This window comes from Natrinema hispanicum, from assembly GCF_900111485.1.
In the GTDB taxonomy this organism is placed as follows: domain Archaea; phylum Halobacteriota; class Halobacteria; order Halobacteriales; family Natrialbaceae; genus Natrinema; species Natrinema hispanicum_A.
Genome location: NZ_FOIC01000024.1, coordinates 22,137 through 40,122 on the forward strand (window position 1 = coordinate 22,137; position 17,986 = coordinate 40,122).

The following is a 17,986-nucleotide window of genomic DNA, read 5'->3' on the forward strand; positions in this document are numbered from 1 at the left end:
GAGTCGTCTGGAATTAATACCCGAACGCTCGGTGCGTCCGTGAGGGTCGGCCGCTCCACCACGGCCCGACAACTCCCGTCTCACCACGCCAAAGATGCGGGTGTTGAGAGGAGTCGCATTCCTCGCAACTGCCGGCAGTTGCTTCGGATTACGGTCTGTAATCCATGTCGCAACTGTACTCTCCAATACGGTGGTATCCATCATATAGCTTACGCGATTCACCCTCGGGGTCAAGCCCCGAGGCACTCTCGCTGTATCTCTGTAGAGCGACACGAAAGGCCTTCGTCCGCTCTGACTCCCAGCGGTAGCGGGGATCGACTTATCAGGTGTCACAGAGAGGTAGGAATGCGAGCCCGATGAACAGACACGAACTTGTCGACGTCGCGACGATCTCGATAACCCAAATGCTGCTGCGGAATTCCAAGTTCTTTTCGCGGTCCGTCTCCGGCGCTCCGATCGGTGACGTCGTCAGTGGTACCGTGATCGATACCGAAGGGATTCGGACTGGCAGCGTACAAGAAGTCTCTGCAGCCACTCCAGTCGGAGAGTTCCAAGCAGCGTATCTCGTCTCCCAGTGGCGAGGACAAGACGCACCGACCCTACTATATCATCACGGAAGTGGCGAGCAGCCGTTCGACTTCGGGCGGTTCAGTTCGAACTCGTTTCACCGCATTTTCGGGACGAACGCTGACCGAAACGTCAACCTGATTGCGCTCCGAGCACCGTTTCACGACCGCTCGAACAGGGAGTACATACGGGCGATGGGCGACCTGGAAAACTTCATCGGGATGCTTGCTACGTCGGCTGCGCTCATCGAGGCGCTGGTCCGTCAGATACGAGCGACACGCTGTCCTGCTGTCCTTGCTGCGGGTATCAGTCTTGGTGGCTGGGCTGTCAATCTCCATCGCGCTTATTATGGGAGTGTCGATCGGTACATCCCGGTGTTCGCCGGCGCACGCCTCGGTGAAATGTTCGTATCGTCGATCTATCGGAAAGTGACCGCCGAAGCTGCACGAGCGGATCCAACAGTATTGCGAACTATGCTCGACTTCGAGGAGGCCTTTACAGACGTTACTGCAGACGATTGTGACCCTCTGCTCGCTCGCTACGACCGGATAATCGAGTTCGAGACCCAACGAGCCGCATACGAGGGAAGTGATCTTTCGGTTCTAGAAAAAGGGCACGTCACTGGATCGCTTGCAACCGGTTCACTACGAACTCACATCCAACAATCGATCGCTAAAACGTGTGAATGACAAACACTATGACAATAACCGTTCATTTGATTTGATCGACGGCGATCGACGCAACCAGCCCATGACCCGACACCCCTTCGATCAGCGTCGGTGACTTCGCATCAAGCTCGGCCGACCGGTGAAATGACATGTTAGATGTCTCTGGCATGATCTTATCGGACTACACCGACCTGTCACATATGACTACGGGGCGCTGCCACGTTCGAGTCTCCCAAGTGTGCTCTACATCAGAAGTAGGTCTGCTTTGCTATGATCCCGAACAGAGTTGAAACGCGGTGTTCATGACACCCGAAAAAGGGATTCGATCTCTTAGATTACTCCTTGGAACACCCCATATCGCTAGATTAGTACGATATACAGACTTATTGCCGGCTACTAGAATCTGTACCTCGTGTCAATCAAGCGGTCGAAACCGATCGATCGGCTATACGAGGAGGTAGCCGAGTACGATCTCGTCATTGTCCCTGACGCCCCGTTAGCAAGTGCGCTCAATCGACGGCTCGAGCACCCCCACTTTGGCCCGTTCGCAATCACACCACGGCGACTCTCTGCCCGACGTCGCGAAACTGCAGAAGACCGGCTGGCCTTTCTCGAGGTCATCAGCCAAACCGATCTCAGCTGGAAGCAAGCATCCTATGCGATCGGGAACGTGCTCCAGTGCTGGGAGTATCGAGGCAGCCCCGATGCAATTCTCGAGTACGATGCGTTCGATACGCCAGCAACACGGACTGTCGTCGATTGTATCGGGTCACTCGAAACGACGTCACGAACGCTCACTGATTACCAAATTAACCGCGAGGAGTACGACTCAGTCGCCGTCATCGGCGAACAGCAACTGACGAACCTCGAGCGATCAATTCTTCCCGCAGAATACGACGCTGTCGATCGCTTCTGCGACGACTCGTTCGAATTGCCTCCCGTCCGAATCTTTGACTCGCCGGCAGCAATCGTCGATGCCGTCCTCGATACAGTCACGACAGAGAACGCCGACGATATTGCAGTCGTTCTCGATTCGAGTAGTGAGTATTCACCACTCATCGAGTCGGCCTTCGAAGCCACAGCGATCCCATACTACGGCGGTCCATCGTTCACCGACGATCAAGATCACCGAGCCGTCATCCAGCTTCTCCGGAGCACGATTGCGGGATCTGATACCCGCCTCAAGAGCGTGAAACCGCTCCTAACCCGTCTCGGAGTGACTATCGACATCGATCACGACGAAAAACGGCTCTTCGAGGTCGACGATCCTCAGCTCGAGTGGCTCCATGACTTCTGCGATCGGGCAGCAGCGCTCACGATCGGCGAGGCACTAACCGCCTACGAAAACCGCGCCGAGTGTACGCTCGAGACGTTTCGCGAGGAACTCGACCATCTCGGACTCCTCACCGAACCGATCACCGAAGAGACCATTGATCGGCTCACGTTCTATCTCGAGACCTACGACGTCCCGATCGACAGGGAGAACGACGGCGTCCTGCTGGCCGATGCGAAATCCGCGTCGTTTGTCGATCGGCCAGTCGTCTTCTATCTCGGCCTTGACGAGGGGTGGACACACACATCGCCAGAGCGACCATGGGTCGATCACGACGAGGAATTCGAGCGGAATCTCGATCAGTTCCAGTCGCTGCTCCAGAGTGGTGTCGACCAGTACTATCTCGTCCAGAACACCGCTGGTGGGACTCCTGTAACGCCGTGTCTGTACTTCGAGGACCTCCTCGAAGTCGAGTTCGAACGATTCAGCGATTTCGAATCGATTCGGCACTCACGGACGTTTCGGTCGACAGGCGCAGGATTCGACAAAGAGCCGGTCGACGCCGAGACCGAGCCAGAGACGGCACTCAGCCAATCGAGCCTCAATTCATACGCGAACTGCCCTCGAGACTACTTGTTTGGACGGCTCGTCGATAACCCTGACAAGGACCACTTCGTCGAGGGGAACCTCTTCCACGACTTCGCGGAGTTCGTCGTCAACCATCCTGCGTTTATCGATGACGCTGTCATCGAGGAGGTCGTCGACGTCATGATCGAGGAAACACGGGCGTTCCACCGTGACGTCGATCTGGCCACCCGACGAACGACGTATCGCGTCGGCCTCGAGACAATCGTCGACTACGTCGAGAAGAATGCACCGTCGGATACTGACTTCCTCACACCTACAAGTAGCAGTGACAACGTCTTCGCGACATATTTCGACCGGCCGGTCGACTCCCCAGCGACCGAACGATGGTTCGAGGACGACGACCGTGGGATCAAAGGGAAGATCGACCTGATACAGTCGCCGACACAGTTGGTCGACTTCAAAAGTGGCAGCAAAAAACCACCGTCGCAGATAATCAAACGCGCAGCAATTGAGCCACCGAGCGATCGCCCGAACTTCCAGGCGTTGCTCTACCTCACCTACTACCGGAGCCAGCGGCCGAATGAACAGCTCGAGTTTACCTTCTTCCACTTCCTCGAGACGCTCGATGACGTCGTCACAGGCGAGGGGACACTCGACGACTGCCTGACGACGGTCACGTACCGTCCGATCCCGTTCGACGAATTCGTTCAGTCGCGAGCCGTCTTCGACGAGCTCCGCGAAGATGCACCGAACGATTGCAACAAGACGTTCTCGAAGACGAGCTACGAGGAATATCAGACAGCATTCGACGCGCACCAGCCTCCCAGAACGCGAGATGCAGATAAGATGGCCGAGTCACCGTTCGGGAACGCACTTCTCGAGCGGATGATCGATGCCGTCGGCGATTATAAGTACGTGAAAAAGGGCTGCATGCAGGCATTTAGACACCTGTGTGGCTACCGCAAGGAGGGCTATTTCGTCGAGGATCTCGACGAATTCGAGCGGTTCATCGACGAGCAACTCGGGGAACTGAACCGATATCGTTGCGGCGACTCTCGGTTCCCTGTCGAGGGACGAGCAGGTGAGCCAAACCACCGATATGTGGACAACCGCGATATGATTCTGACGACAGAACGTGCGACCGATGACTCGGCCGACGAGACGGAGGAGACCCAATGACGACACCGAATCTGAAGCAGCGTGAGCTCATTGAGAGCACAGAGGGGCTGTATCTCGTCGATGCCGGCGCTGGGACTGGCAAGACGTTCACAGTCACCCGCCGCTACGCGAATATCGTCTCCCAGGACGACGTAGAGCCAGATGATATCCTGTTGATTACCTTCACTCGCAACGCAGCGACGGAGATGAAAGACCGCATCGTCGCCAACTGTGACTACGACATGCGGGCGCTGACGGACGCGCCGATCCAGACTTTCCACAGCCTCTGTAACGATATCCTCGAGCAGCACGGCTTCCATGCGCCCACACATCTGGGGATCGACGATGCAATCACTGGCTCAACGCAGATCCTCGAGAACGAGACGATCGAGCGTGAGTACTTCGGGGAATTCATCGACCAGTTCAGCGACGAACATTCAGAATACGACGAGCTGTTCCGGAGTCTCTCGGAGCCGACAGAGCTGCTGGGTCTCATCAACAACCTCGCAGCCAAAGGCGTCTTCCCGACTACCGACGGCTGGTATCGTGACAGTAGGCAACATCTCGAGGGTGGCTTCGACGCGTTCAAAGACATCTTCGATGAGGTGAATCAGCCTCGGAATGGGGGCAGCAAACAATCGAAACTGCGCTCGAAACTCGGCCGATATGGCAAGAACAAGTGTTACCTCCCGGACGCCCCTGATCGATCAGAGCTGCGAGGGCCACGTGGCACGAAGGCGGTTCCCGACGAGGTTGCCGACCGCGCCTTCGATGAAGACCGCGAGCACCTCATCGGATTCATCCACGATATCTACATTGAGTACCTCGAGTTCGCACTCCGCCGGAACTACCTGAACTTCTCATTCCTCCAGCTCTTCGCGTTCGTCCTCCTCTGTGAGGACGACGACCTCCGCGAGTCGCTTGCGTTCGAGTACGTGATGATCGACGAGTTCCAGGACTCGAGTGAGATCCAGTTCAAACTCTCGCTGCTACTCGCTGGAACGGATAATCTCTGTGTCGTTGGCGACTGGAAGCAGAGTATCTACTCCTTCCAATACGCTGCGATCGAGAACATCACAGAGTTCGCATCACGGCTCGGGCGATTCACGACCGACCTGAACGATGACGCCGAGCGCGTTTCGTTCCCGATCGAGCCGATAACCACTATCGAACTCGAGGAAAACTATCGGTCGACCCAGGAGATCCTCGATTTCGCAGAACACGCCCTTGTAACCCCAGCGAGTAGCCGCGAGTCAATCGATCGAGAAGCGATCCGCGAACAGGTCGTCTCACTGTCGTCGAACACCGAACACGAACACTCACAGATCGAAGCGTTCCACCACGATGATGAACACGAGGCGATCTTCACGAAGGTCCAGGAGATCGTCGGGAATGACGCCTACGCGGTCGAGGACAATGGTGAGCTTCGTACTCCCGAGTATGGCGACATCGCAGTGTTGACTCGCACGCGTGACTTCGGCCGAGACTTGCTGTCTGTCGCCGAAGAGTACGACCTTCCGATGGCGTACGAGGGTGGCATCGAACTCTTCCGAACCGATCAGGCCAAACTCCTGCTTGCCTGGTTGCGGATTCTCGAGACCAGCGCGGATAGAGGCTGGGCAGTCGTCCTCGAGCGTGCTGGCTACACGCTTGACGAGATCGACCATATCCTCGAGCACGAGGGCTACCCAGAGAATATGGCGGCGTTCCGCACAGAACTCGAAGCACTCGAGACCACGAACGCCATTGCACGACGGGTATTCGATCGCTACGGATACGACGGGTCGACAGCGGACGTCATCCTCACCACGATTCAGTCGGTTCACAGCGCGACGACGATGACGCTCGGCGATCTGATTCGTTTCATCGAACGGGGAATCGAGTCGGGGCACACCGAGGAGGTACACGCTGCAGCAGGGACCAACGCGATCACCGTCCAGACGATCCACTCGGTCAAGGGACTCGAGCATCCGATCGTGGTTCTCGGGAATATGAACAGCGGGAAGTTTCCACCTGCTGGCGGACGGGATGGAACGATCACGTACTCCGAACTCACAGGACTCCGCCAGCGCAAGTGCTATGCTGAGGCACACGGCGAGCCCCACATCTACGACAATTGGCGGACCGACGTCCTGAGACGGTGTCAGTCAACGGAAGCCGACGAAGAACGGAGGTTGCTCTACGTCGCGATGACGCGGGCGAAAGACCACCTGCTGTTTTCGGCTGGCGACGATCCGAACACGTTCCTCGAGGAGTTGCCTGTCGACGTTACCCCACTCGAGCCAGCAGTTGATACTGAGCGTGTTGAAGATACTGTCCAGTCACAACTCACCGTGCCGATCCCACAGCCGAACGGTCCTGACGGATACTCGCCTCACTCGCTAATGGGCGACGAGGTCTACAAAGATGTGGAAGAGGGGAGAGGGCGGGAGTTTGGCTCGTCAGTCCATGAGTTCGCAGAACAGTACGCTCTTGGAGACGATGTTGTCCCTCGAAACGACGATGAACGGAATATCAAGGGGCTTCTCGATTCGCTCGAGGGGACCCTCAGGGTCGAAGAACAGGTGTATCTGCCGCTCGAGAGCGATGGTGATCAGGTGACGATCTCCGGAGTTGTGGACCTCGTCCATGTGACAGCCGACCGAGCAGAGATCATCGATTACAAGACAGATCGGGGACGGCATGCAGAGTCGGAATATCGAACGCAGCTCAGCGTGTACTATCATGCACTCGATGCGTGGTTCGAGGATCGAGACGTGAGCGCCTCGATTTATTATTCAGCGAGGGACAGCCGGGTCGAGATTGAACCGCTCTCGAAGGAAGCCCTAACAGACCGTCTCGAAACTCGAGCGTAGCAACGAGGAACCATCTCGAAAGCTGGCTCTGGTCAAACGTGACGAGTCAGTTTTTCTGCACCTGGGAGTTTAGGACGCCTACGTGTGGGCCTTGAGGCTACGAATGAGCAAGCCAAAAAATTTGAGACGGGAGGTAGTACTCTGTCTACCCACTGAATACTGATTTAATACGATCATGGAGTGTTACTCGTCGCTGCTGTAGCCCTTGTGCTCATCGCAGACAGTACGGATACGAACCCGATCACCTCGCATCAGTCGATGTGTTTTCGCCGATAGTGGCTGGCCTTACAGTCTGCCTCTCCCGGATATTCAATTGGCAGATGTCGGGCTTCGACGTGGACGGCTGCGATTGCTCGTCGTGGCTGCTAGCATTGCACTGGCGCTTATCGGGCCGACACTCGCGTTCGCAGTAACAACTCCCGTAGCAGTTGATCTCATCAAATAGCCTATCCTGTCCGTTCACGGATACGATTACTAGTCGCGACCTGAATATCGAGCTTCTCGGTGTTGCGAATCCAGTCAAGGTAGTCCTGAAACCGATCCGCCGCTTGGAGGGCGGAGATCGTATCGTAGTCCGCCCGTAGTTCGTCGTTCGTGAACCGCCTCGGGGTCAAGCCCCGAGGCTTCCTGTTTCCACGACGTTGTCAGACTTCGTCTGACAGCCTGTCGAGGGAACCTCGACAAACGCGCTTTGCAGACACCGAGGTGGTGTCCGTAGGGAGCGCAGTCTCCACAGGCGTGTCTTCGGGCCATCCCAGCCCTAGTTCAGAAAAACCGCGTTGTAACACGTTCATCGCCACATTCGCGTCACGGTCACACTCGAACCCACACGACGGGCAGGAGTGTTCCCGCACCCAGATGGGCTTCGCCGTCTCTACACCGCACGACGCGCACTCTTTCGTCGTTCCTGCCGCTTCGACCTGCACGACGTGGCAACCGTACAGGTCGGCCTTGTATTCGAGCATCCCCTTCACGTCTAAGTCCTCAACGAATACGGCGTCGTACTCGCGGACGAGCCACGTCGTAACCTTGTGCTGATAGTCCAACACCTTCCGGCGGATGTGGCGCTTGACCTTGGCGACCTGCTTGCGTTGTTTCTCGTAGTTGTTCGAACCTTGCTCCCTCCGCGAGAGTTTGCGCTGTTCGCGGCGTAATCGCTCGTACTCGTCTTCGAGGTCGAGCCAATCCACAGTCTTGCCGTCCGACGTGTGGATGTAGTTGAGGATGCCGAGGTCAACCCCAACGCTGTTACTCGCGTTGAGCGAGTCCACGTCGGGTTTCTCGGGCAGGTCGTCCTCATCGGTTTCCAGTCCGAAGGAGACGAACCAATCGCCGGTCGTTTCCTTCTTGGCCGTGACTTCCTTGATGTCTGCTTCGTCGGGGATGTTGCGGTGGTAGCGGATTTTGATGTCGCCGATTTTGGAGAGCCAGAGTGTCGCATGTCGGCCACTCGTGTTTTTGAGTTCGAAGCCAGACTGCGAATACGTCATACTCTGGAACTCCCGTGGTGACTTCCACGTGAGTTTCCCTACCTTGTTCCCGTTCGCCTTCTGGTCAGAGAGGTTCGAGAGGTTCTGGTAGAATCGCGTGACAGTTCGTTGTAGGGCCTTCGAATTGACCTCTGAGAAGACGGGAAACTCGTCTCTCCAGCTGGGAAGTCGGGAGTGGTGTTTGTATGCAGACCCGATGTTATCGGCGTCAACATGGGCGTACTCGTACAGAGTGTAGTTGTATGCTTGGCGATGAACGTCGATGTGGTATTCCAGTTCAGCCGCTACCTCTTGTGTCGGGTATACAGAGTAGCGGTGACTGTATTCCATCGCTGTCTCTTGGTTAGAGATGTGTTTACTTAGTGGCTTGTACCCCTGCTTATCGGATTCAACCCCGGGGTCAAGCCCCGGGGCATTCTCCTATACCGCTTGTAAACACTGCGTGGATCTGCTTGTGGCACGGGCGACACAGCATTGCTGTCGGACTTTCCGCTCGCTCTTCGGGCCGAAGATGGTGCTCCTGGACGACCTGTGGATCGCTGAGTTTCTCATCAGGGATGATACGCCGACAGAGCGCACATGTGGTCGGCATTATCGAAATTACGGACGACGCGGTCAAAACAACTCGGGCTCACTGAGTTAGGTTGCTGGACCCATGTGTCGGGGATGGAGTTATCACCGTGACTGCGGATCGTTCGACTGATCGATAAATGGAACACTGACATCGTGGCCAGCAACGTGAGCGTTCAATTTCGCCGCCGGCGACTCGCTAACTGTCTCATCGTCATAATCTGCCTCAGTGAATGCGTCGGTGATTCATCACTCCCCACAGCGGTTGAGCTTCTGGCGGGACGCCGCTGCCAGAGAGAGTCGATCGAGTGATACTGGCGTTTCTGAGGCTGCTGATACGGGTTGTGTTCCGAAACCGCTCGCCGAAGAAGGTCGCTGAACGAGAACTATTCGATATTGGTCGAATTGACTATCCAATGCCCCAATTTTCTCGGAGTAGTGGATATCAAATTCACCTGATAAAAGGTAATGATAGAAGCCAGCGCATAGCCACATCACGTATTGAGACACTCCCAAACACTGATCTGTCAGGCCATGGCCGTCTCGAATGGCGGGCGGGAACCAACCGGTTAGACAGGGACTTCCACCAGCGTTCCCGCTTTCGCTTCTCGCTGAACTGACGATCGCTATCTTCGAGTCCAAACTGTCGCATATGTCCGAATCGTAAATCGCACACTGCCGTGGCTGCTCGCCGCCCGACCACGGGTGCCTTCGACTCCGACGAGCACGATGAACTGATCGCCGCCGACGATTGTCTTGCGGCATTGGATTGGGGGCTTGAGGACGAGTAGCTCTGAGTCTTTTTCCAAAGCTGCGGCCACCGACGGTAGTGCTGGACAGCACGTCATAAGAGACCTGCTCATCATCGAAGTACTCGCTGAATATCATGCCGCCCGTAACGACCAACCTGCATGCACGGTCACCACAATTATTTTCAACTTTGTAAACCACGAGTTGTATTATGGTTTACGGGACTACTGATCGAACAATCGACGAAGCAGTCGAACGCGTGATGGACAACGAACGTCCCGACAGGCGAGACGCCATAGCGTTGCTAGCCCAACCGGTTGCGGATGCGGTGTGTGCCCACCTTTCGACGGCGGTCCTTCCGGCATGCGAGTGTGAGGGGGACGCAGCGTGAGCGGAACCCCAAGTGACGGCATCGTCGGCGGAAGCGATGAACGAGAATCGGATGTCTTCAACGTACGGATGCGAGCGAGCGCTGGTGACGAGCACGTTTCAGGTGCCGAGACGATCGTCGTCGGCGACGGGTCCGGTGACACGGAAGACGAGGTCGCGTCGGTCGCAGAGTCGATGGTCGAACGTGCGCTCAACCATCCACGAGGCGATCCGGACGACGTGACGGTGACTGTCGAACGACTGTCGCGCCCGCTCCGTCGCGTCGAGGCACTCCCAGTGGTCACGGTCGACGTTGACGATGCCGACGAAGGTCGTCGAGTGGCGCAGGAACTCCTCGCGCGTGCTGGCGTTGAGGACGACATACAAACCTGTGGATTTGACGTCATAGAGGGCGATACCGCCAGACGCGGGGCGGCACTGATCGACGCTACCGACGGCTCACGTCTCGATCCAAAGCCAGCAAGAGGGGTGCGGGCGACTCATATCGGCACGAGCGACGCATGTCGGGACGCGCTCGAGGCTCTGATCACGGAGCACGGGGTCACGGCTGCAGAGACAGTCCAGGAGGCAGTAGTGCTCGCAACCGCCATCGCTCACGCGCCGGGGACGCGGGCCGAACTCTGCTGGTCGGACGATCCCGACTACGACGCGGGCTACGTGGCCACGCCAGCTGCATACTACCGGTTCCCCGCATTGAAACCGGAGAGCGCGACGGAAGGCGGGCGGGCCATCTTTGTCGCTTCGGATGAGCCTGTCGACGAAGTCATCGACTGTCTGGAGGCCCAGCCGGTACTCGTCGACGGGGTATCCGGTGGCAGGAAAGTCAACTCCGATGCGCTCTTCGGAGACAGTGGAGTCATCTAGCTGTTCGTGTTGAATTGACGCAGTTCGGAGTGTCTGACAGATTCAGAGGGAGAACGGTTAGTCCGTAGCGTGGACGCTATCGTAGGCGAAGACAGCGGCGAGGGTTGAGGTGAACGACACCGCCCTACTCGCCGCCTTCGGCCACATCTTGAACGGGGTAGTTCACCGGCTTGCCACAATCGACGCGACAGGCGAATTCGGATCACTGGCGAATTCACTTTGGACGAAAGTTTAAGCGGCTGCCTCCCAAAATCACCATACAGAACTGCAATGGCTGGCATTACAGATCCACGACCGCCACTTCCGGAGTGGATTCTCGAGTGCTACGATCGGCTGTGTACGCAGGCTTGTCAGCCAGAGATCGGCGAAGACAGTGTTCCGCTGATCGATTACGACGACGCCGTCACTATGCTGAGTTCCGATGCAGAGTTGGCACTCGAGCAACGGGACGTCGAGCACGCACTGACGCGCCTTCTCGAACGAGGCTATTTCTACGAAGTCGAAGACGAACTTCGGGTTACATCGCCAGAAGAGCAGTGTTGACTGCTCTCCAAAGAGCAGACCTGTAGAGAGATCTCAACACACGATACCGATATCGAGCCACTGCACTCAACTCGAGTCAGTTCGACATCTCGCCATTCCATTACCGGCATTGTCCAGAAGCGATGGCTGCGTTCTGCTAAGCCCTCACCCCATATTCTTTGAACACAGACTCGAATCCGTCATTGACGACCTGCTGGACAAACTCCGCGAATGAACTTCGATTACCTGAATTCTCCACGATCGACCGCTCAGGAGAGATGCTAACCAAAACACGGGATGAGCCGGGAGTGTCGATGCCGTTTTGCCCAGTTTCGCCAATCGCATCTGTAAGATCTGCCAGCTGATCTTCGACGAGATACGTTGCAACCCGCTCGTCAGCGGTCATTGTCACGGTCTCGTCAGACGATAGCTGACTAGCTGGCCTCGAGTCAGCTGTCTCGTTCATGGCGAACTCCGAGAACGTCGAATGACCTGTCATAGTGTCCACCCAACTGGCACCACACAAACCGCACTGGAAGGTCACGTGGGGAATCGAGTAGACTCAATTTTAATCCGTTGACACGGCTGTCCGAGTGAACAACCAGAAATTATGTAGCATACTCGAGAGAGTGGGTTATCGAATCCAAAAATATAGTTTGTAAGAGGGTGCTTTAGTAGGCTGCTACCCAAAGAAAAGCTGTAGATGACGAAACAAGCAGATCAGATTGACGAAGCGACGACTGACGTACCTGGCATTGGCGATACGTTTCCCGACCTGACCGTCGAGACAAGCATGGGTGAGCGCTCGCTGCCCGACGACTATGGGGGCAAGTGGCTCGTCCTGTTTAGCCACCCCGGTGACTTTACGCCGGTCTGTACCTCGGAGTTCGTCGCCTTCGAGCAGCGCCGCGAGGAGTTCGAGGAACTGAACGCCGAACTGCTCGGGCTGTCGGTCGACCGTGTCCACTCGCATATCAAGTGGACCGAGTGGATCGCCGAGAACCTCGACGTCGACATCCAGTTCCCGATTATCGCTGACGATCAGGGAGCGGTTGCCCAGCAACTCGGCATGCTCCATCCCGGTGCAGGAACGGCAACTGTACGAACCGTCTTCGTCATCGATCCAGAGGGGACGGTTCGGCTGCGTCTGACCTATCCGATGGAGATCGGCCGCAACATCGACGAAGTCCTCCGCTCGCTGCGTGCGCTCCAGAAGAGCGACGACGACGGCGTCGCCGCCCCCGCAGACTGGCCGAACAACGAGAAGTTCGGTGACCAGGTCCTCCTGTCACCGCCGGGCACCGAAGCGGACGCCCAGGACCGAAAAGCCGAGGCTGCTGACGACGACGAACTCAATTACTACGACTGGTGGTTCGTCACCCGCGACCAGTAACAGGCTACTGAACGGCAGTCCGCTGGTGACTCCCGAACCCTGGCGTAGTGTTCATCAGAGTGTCCTGTGCGTCGCGGCCGACAACGGCCACTGGTGTGGCACCGTCAAGCGCGTAGAGCGCTCCCTCGGTGTCCGATAGGTCGGCTGGGAAGCGCTACGTGGCCGCCGACCGGATCGTCGACGGTGACCACATCTGCGCCGTCCGGAAGTGGAACGCCGTCAGCGACAGACAGCGGAATTCCGCCGAATCCGTCAGACGGCGTCGGGGTCGAAGAAGAGTCTCTGGAAAAGGCATTACAGCCGGCGACGCCGCTGGCGGACCCAGCGACTACGGTCGCAAGGAGGGCACGGCGGGAAAGCGGAGGCATACGGCCGTTGTTACCTACTCCCGATATGTCAATCCGGGTGTTCGATCCGGTAGTGCGGCCGGGGCCACCCAACACAGATACTATTCAACTGATTGGCGGAGTGCTGTAACAGAACGATTCCAGCCTTCGAATTCTGAAGTAGGTCGGCGTTCGATTATGCTCGCCACCGGTTCCGAAGAAGAGCGATCCCGATCACGAACGGAATCCCGCGAGCAATGAGTACAAGACTGCGGTTTCGGCCCCACGTCGGCTCAGAACGAGAGACGACTTTGATTCGGTAATATTCCTGCTCCGAGCGGACGACGACGCCGTCGATGTCATAGACCCGTCCGTGAACGGGGACGTTCCTCCCGTCGAGTGCCTCCCGAATACGAGGAGGGAGTTCAGTTTCTTCACGAGAGATCCCTTGCAACACTGTTGCTGGCCCAACAGGGTCAAGCGAATACCGGATCTTCGGTTCGGAACCGTTTCCGACGCTACTGATGTTCTGACGGCGGAACGCAGGATCAATTCCGACAGCCACATACGATGAATCAGCGAACTGACGCTCCGAAATGACAGGTTCAGATGGATCGATCGTGATCGGCCCTTCGGACACAATCTGTTCGGCGAAGAGACAGCCACGGGTGAGTTCGTCTTCCCAACAGTCCAACCCACGTATCGGTCCGTTTGCCCCAATTCCACCGTTCATTTCGGATCCGTACTCGATACGTTCTGCAGTATACACTGTCGTCGTATCGTCGGCATGCGGAAACATCCAGAACGGTGATGTGACGAGGAGGAAGGCGATAATAACACGGAAAACCGAGAGCAGATTCCGTTGCATATTTTCTATCCGTGTGGCTGGCCTAATATTATTTCTGGAGATACAGTCGTCAAAGAATACAAATTCTAGAGAATCGTAATAACGATTGTTTCACTATGTGATAGCGCGGAGGCCCCGAACTCGAGGACGAGGACACGATCCTTGCACGTTAGACGGGACTCTCGAGGTAACTCTGCGAGTGGATGGGCGAAACCGGGATCCACGACTCGATGAACCTGCGTTCCAGCCGATTATTCGTGATCACCCACGACCTGCACGGTATCGCGGTGGCCGCCGACGGCGTGCTCGTAGACCTGTCGTAAGGTGTCCCCACCCACTCGAGCCCGAACGTCGGCGATCGATCCGTGTTCGGCGACGCGACCGTCGGCGAGTATCAACAGGTCGTCGGCGACCTGCTCGACGAGTTCCAGATCGTGGGAACTCAACAGGATCGCGATCCCTTCGGCGGCGAGATCGGCGGCGACGTCGAAGATATGCAGTCCCATACTCGGATCGAGCCCGCTGCCCGGCTCGTCCAAGATGACGATCGGTGGGTCGCCGATCGTCGACTGTGCGATGCCGAGCAACCGTGTCATCCCGCCGGAGAGGGCCTCGACCGGTCGGTCGGCTGCGTGCTTGAGGCCGACCCGCTCGAGCTGTGCCATTGCGTCAGCCTCGTCGCCGCCGACGAGTGATGCGTAGAAGTGCAGCGTTTCGAGTGCAGTAAAGCCGGGCCGAAACGCCGGATGCTGGGGAAGATAGCCGATCTCCCGTGCGGTGTCGGGACCGTTGTAGGTGATCGTCCCTGTCGTCGGCTCGTGGAGGCCAGCAAGCGCGCGAATGAGCGTCGTCTTGCCGGAGCCGTTCGGGCCGATCAGAGCCGTTACCCGGCCGTGTTCGATGGTCACGGAGACATCTCGGAGAACGGTGACCGTTCCGTAGTCGTGGTCGATACCGGTCGCCTCGAGAAGGGGTATCGTATCAGTCATTGTTCGTCGGCCGCGTCAGTTCGCAGCAGGTCCAGACCTCGTCTTCTCACTCGGTCTGTGCGAGCAGCTCGGGGCTGTTTGGTTCGCAACTCGATGCTCGGTCGACGATGCTCCCGGTTCGCATGCCGGGGACCGATCGCTGGAGTCCAGCGAGGGCCTTGAGTGGAGGGCCCGGGCGAGCGTCGTCGTCCCCTGCCAGGAGTTGCCAGTGCTGCCGTGGCTCCAGTGACTGAGCGGGCCGGACATCGCGGTGGCGTGAACATCGTTGCTGACGAATTCGTTATTGAAGACGCGATTTATCGGTAACAGGGCGCTTGCCTCCGCGCCCACGGTCTGCTCTTTCGACCCGTCCGTCGGAAAGAGGACTGTGTCGTCCATCACCGACCCGATCAGTGTTCACTCCGCTTCAAGAGCGTCGATACGGTCATTGAGACGTTCGATTGCGCCGCGCAAATCGTCCAGTTGCTGTGCAACGGGTTCTGGTTCCGTCTGCTGTGGCTCGTCCCACTCGTCTTGCGTCTGAGGCCAGTACTCCGGACTATCGCACTGTGGACAGAGGTAACCACGGCGATGATACGGACAGCCGCAGTGATGATGCCAGTGGGGCATAGTCTGTTTGTCTACCACTCTGAACCCAATGAATCTGTAGGGGGTGCCTGCTACCCCATACTGAGGCCAATGGTTTCCAATAGAACGGTTCCAGTGACTGAGGGCGAAGTAGAAAGGGGTCCGGTCAGACGGCTTATGGGCTACGCGTAGGCAGTGAAAAACTTACTGAAATTATATTGAAAAGCTATACGTCACTTCAGCTCGAATAGTCGCAGTATTGGGGTAAGACGTGTTTAAAGAGAATAATGAGTATCAGCAGGAAGCACTGTTTTCGCCTGTAAAAGACCTACAATCCGGACTAAAGACGAAGTTACAGAATCACTGGTCTACTCATTTCTACGAACATGTCTTCACCCAGATTGATGAGAAGAAGTTCGGCCAGCTATACCATGACGGGTATAGCCGGCCGAACAAACCGGTCAACGAGTTGGTTTCCCTGGAAATCATCAAGCACCTGCTTGGGCTATCTGATGAGCAGCTCGAACACGCCTATCTGTTCGATTTTCGCGTCAGGAACGCGCTAGGGAAGGAAACGCTCGGTGACAACATCTGTGCGAAAACGTTCACCAATTTCCGCCGACGCTTACTGGAACACGAAGAAGAGACTGGTCAAGACCTGTTGCACGAGGTTTTCCAGGATCACCGAAGCTACCTCCAAGACGAGTTCGAGATCGATGCCAGTACCCAGCGAATGGATTCGACGTTTATCGAGGCTAACATCAAGCAACTCTCCCGAATCGATCTCATCGCCAAAGTCGTTCACAACTTCCTGGACGATCTCCCCGACGAGATCGTCCAGGAACTCCCTGCCGGACTAGACGAATTCGCCGATACGGAGAACCTGGAGCTATCCTATGAACTGGAGCCAGGTGAGATCAACTCGACCATGGAAACACTCATCGAGCATGCTACTTGGTTGATCGACAGGTTCGAAGAGGAGCAAAACTACGCTGAACTGGAGAGTTTTGCTCATCTCCAGCAAATCCTCGACGAACAGTGCTACCGCATTCCTGAACTCGAAGACGATGACCGTGATCACGATGAAGACGACGATGACGACCATCCCGGTGACTCGCCGTCACCGGGATGGGAACCACTTAGAACCTTCACATCCAGCGAGGGAGAGACAGGCCACGAGCAGGCCAGTGATGAGCCAGCCCAGTCCAATGAGGACGACCACGAGCAAGATCGCGTCGGGCTGAAAGAGCCCGACGAGATCAGTAGCGGGTCGATGCAAAATCCCCACGACGTGGATGCGACTCACCGCCGGAAGGGCGGTGAGTCTTTTTGCGGCTACAAAGCGAACGTCGCTGAGACCTGTGGCGGAGAGAACCCATTTCGACTGATCACGACGATTCGCGTTGACACGAACAACACAGACGATGGTGATCTGTTAGCCGAAGACGTGCCAGAATTGCCGGAGGAGACCGGGTTAACGGATCTCCTCGTTGACGGTGGCTACACGCACAAAGAAGTAGAGGCGTGCTGCGATGATCATGGGATCACGCAGCACTTCACGGGACTAACCGGGCAGCGGCCTCCTGCAGAGAAGTTATCGCTAGCGGATGCAGAGTGGGACGACCACCGAATGGTTGCGTGTCCCGCCGGACACGAACCATTCGAGCAGCGGTACATGCCCGAGAGTGGTCGTATCTCAGGGCGAATGGGGAAAGAGTTCTGTGAAGACTGTCCACACAGGGAGAATTGCTTCGTCCGGGAGAAACAGAAGTTCTACAGTTACGGCTTCTACGAGCGGAAATTAGCACTTGCTCACCGACGCAAGCGGTTGGATAATCCAGCAGAGAAGGAGTTTCTGAACTTACGCGCTGGGGCTGAGTCGTTGGTCAATGAGGTGTATTACCAGGATGGGGAGAAAGCACGGTTCACGGGGACGATTAAGGTGAAGAACGCGTCGATAGCGAAAGCTATCGGGACGAATCTCAAGCGAGCCTCACGATTCTTGGAATCGGAGGCGAAGCGGGAGCACTCAGCGGGATAGCCGGAGGAGAATGGAATTTTCTCGGCTCGGAAGTTGGATTCATCGAGTTGGTGAGCAATTCAGCAAATCAGTCGTCGTGATCACTCGGGGTGTTCCCGGCGGAACACCCCTTTCTCCTGTGCCCTCAG

The 17,986-nt window shown here is 56.8% G+C and carries 11 protein-coding genes and 1 pseudogene; 7 read left to right on the top strand and 5 right to left on the bottom strand.

Going from position 1 to position 17,986, the window contains the following annotated elements; translation table 11 throughout:
• The first annotated feature begins 356 nt into the window (after nt 1-356).
• Nucleotides 357-1,256, top strand: a complete 900-nt coding sequence (locus BSG09_RS15855) for a hypothetical protein (RefSeq protein ID WP_092934809.1) — start codon at nt 357-359, stop codon at nt 1,254-1,256.
• A 28-nt stretch (nt 1,257-1,284) separates the two neighbouring features.
• Here BSG09_RS15855 and BSG09_RS21360 read toward each other — a convergent pair.
• A pseudogene (locus tag BSG09_RS21360) lies at nt 1,285-1,404 on the bottom strand (proteasome assembly chaperone family protein); the annotation flags it as partial.
• 243 nt (nt 1,405-1,647) lie between these two features.
• Here BSG09_RS21360 and BSG09_RS15860 point away from each other — a divergent pair.
• Nucleotides 1,648-4,275 (top strand): PD-(D/E)XK nuclease family protein, encoded by a 2,628-nt coding sequence (locus BSG09_RS15860; protein WP_092934811.1) that lies wholly within the window; start codon nt 1,648-1,650, stop codon nt 4,273-4,275.
• Nucleotides 4,272-7,109, top strand: a complete 2,838-nt coding sequence (locus BSG09_RS15865) for a UvrD-helicase domain-containing protein (RefSeq protein WP_092934813.1) — start codon at nt 4,272-4,274, stop codon at nt 7,107-7,109. Before BSG09_RS15860 ends, BSG09_RS15865 begins: the two co-directional genes overlap by 4 nt.
• A gap of 644 nt (nt 7,110-7,753) precedes the next feature.
• Here BSG09_RS15865 and BSG09_RS15870 read toward each other — a convergent pair.
• Nucleotides 7,754-8,929, bottom strand: coding sequence for an RNA-guided endonuclease InsQ/TnpB family protein (locus BSG09_RS15870; RefSeq protein WP_092934815.1), 1,176 nt, complete (start codon nt 8,927-8,929; stop codon nt 7,754-7,756).
• Between the two features lie 1,377 nt (nt 8,930-10,306).
• Here BSG09_RS15870 and BSG09_RS15880 point away from each other — a divergent pair.
• A complete protein-coding gene (locus BSG09_RS15880; RefSeq protein ID WP_092934819.1) occupies nt 10,307-11,173 on the top strand; it encodes a 6-carboxyhexanoate--CoA ligase in 867 nt (288 codons plus the stop codon).
• Nucleotides 11,174-11,443: 270 nt separating this feature from the next.
• On the top strand, nt 11,444-11,716 hold the full coding sequence (locus BSG09_RS15885) for a hypothetical protein (protein WP_092934821.1): 273 nt from the start codon (nt 11,444-11,446) through the stop codon (nt 11,714-11,716).
• 136 nt (nt 11,717-11,852) lie between these two features.
• Here the strand turns inward: BSG09_RS15885 and BSG09_RS15890 are convergent, their stop codons facing one another.
• Nucleotides 11,853-12,161 (bottom strand): hypothetical protein, encoded by a 309-nt coding sequence (locus tag BSG09_RS15890; protein WP_223174724.1) that lies wholly within the window; start codon nt 12,159-12,161, stop codon nt 11,853-11,855.
• 237 nt (nt 12,162-12,398) lie between these two features.
• On the opposite strand from BSG09_RS15890, the gene BSG09_RS15895 reads away from it, so the two are divergent.
• The gene (locus tag BSG09_RS15895; protein ID WP_092934823.1) at nt 12,399-13,088 is read left to right on the top strand and encodes a peroxiredoxin; all 690 of its coding nucleotides are present in this window, start codon (nt 12,399-12,401) and stop codon (nt 13,086-13,088) included.
• Between the two features lie 522 nt (nt 13,089-13,610).
• On the opposite strand, the gene BSG09_RS15900 is transcribed toward BSG09_RS15895, so the two are convergent.
• Nucleotides 13,611-14,282, bottom strand: coding sequence for a hypothetical protein (locus BSG09_RS15900; protein ID WP_092934825.1), 672 nt, complete (start codon nt 14,280-14,282; stop codon nt 13,611-13,613).
• 230 nt (nt 14,283-14,512) lie between these two features.
• Nucleotides 14,513-15,250, bottom strand: coding sequence for an ABC transporter ATP-binding protein (locus BSG09_RS15905; RefSeq protein ID WP_092934827.1), 738 nt, complete (start codon nt 15,248-15,250; stop codon nt 14,513-14,515).
• Between the two features lie 838 nt (nt 15,251-16,088).
• Here BSG09_RS15905 and BSG09_RS15915 point away from each other — a divergent pair.
• Nucleotides 16,089-17,858: a transposase gene (locus BSG09_RS15915; RefSeq protein ID WP_092934829.1), complete on the top strand. Its 1,770-nt coding sequence runs from the start codon at nt 16,089-16,091 to the stop codon at nt 17,856-17,858.
• The last annotated feature ends 128 nt before the right edge of the window (nt 17,859-17,986 follow it).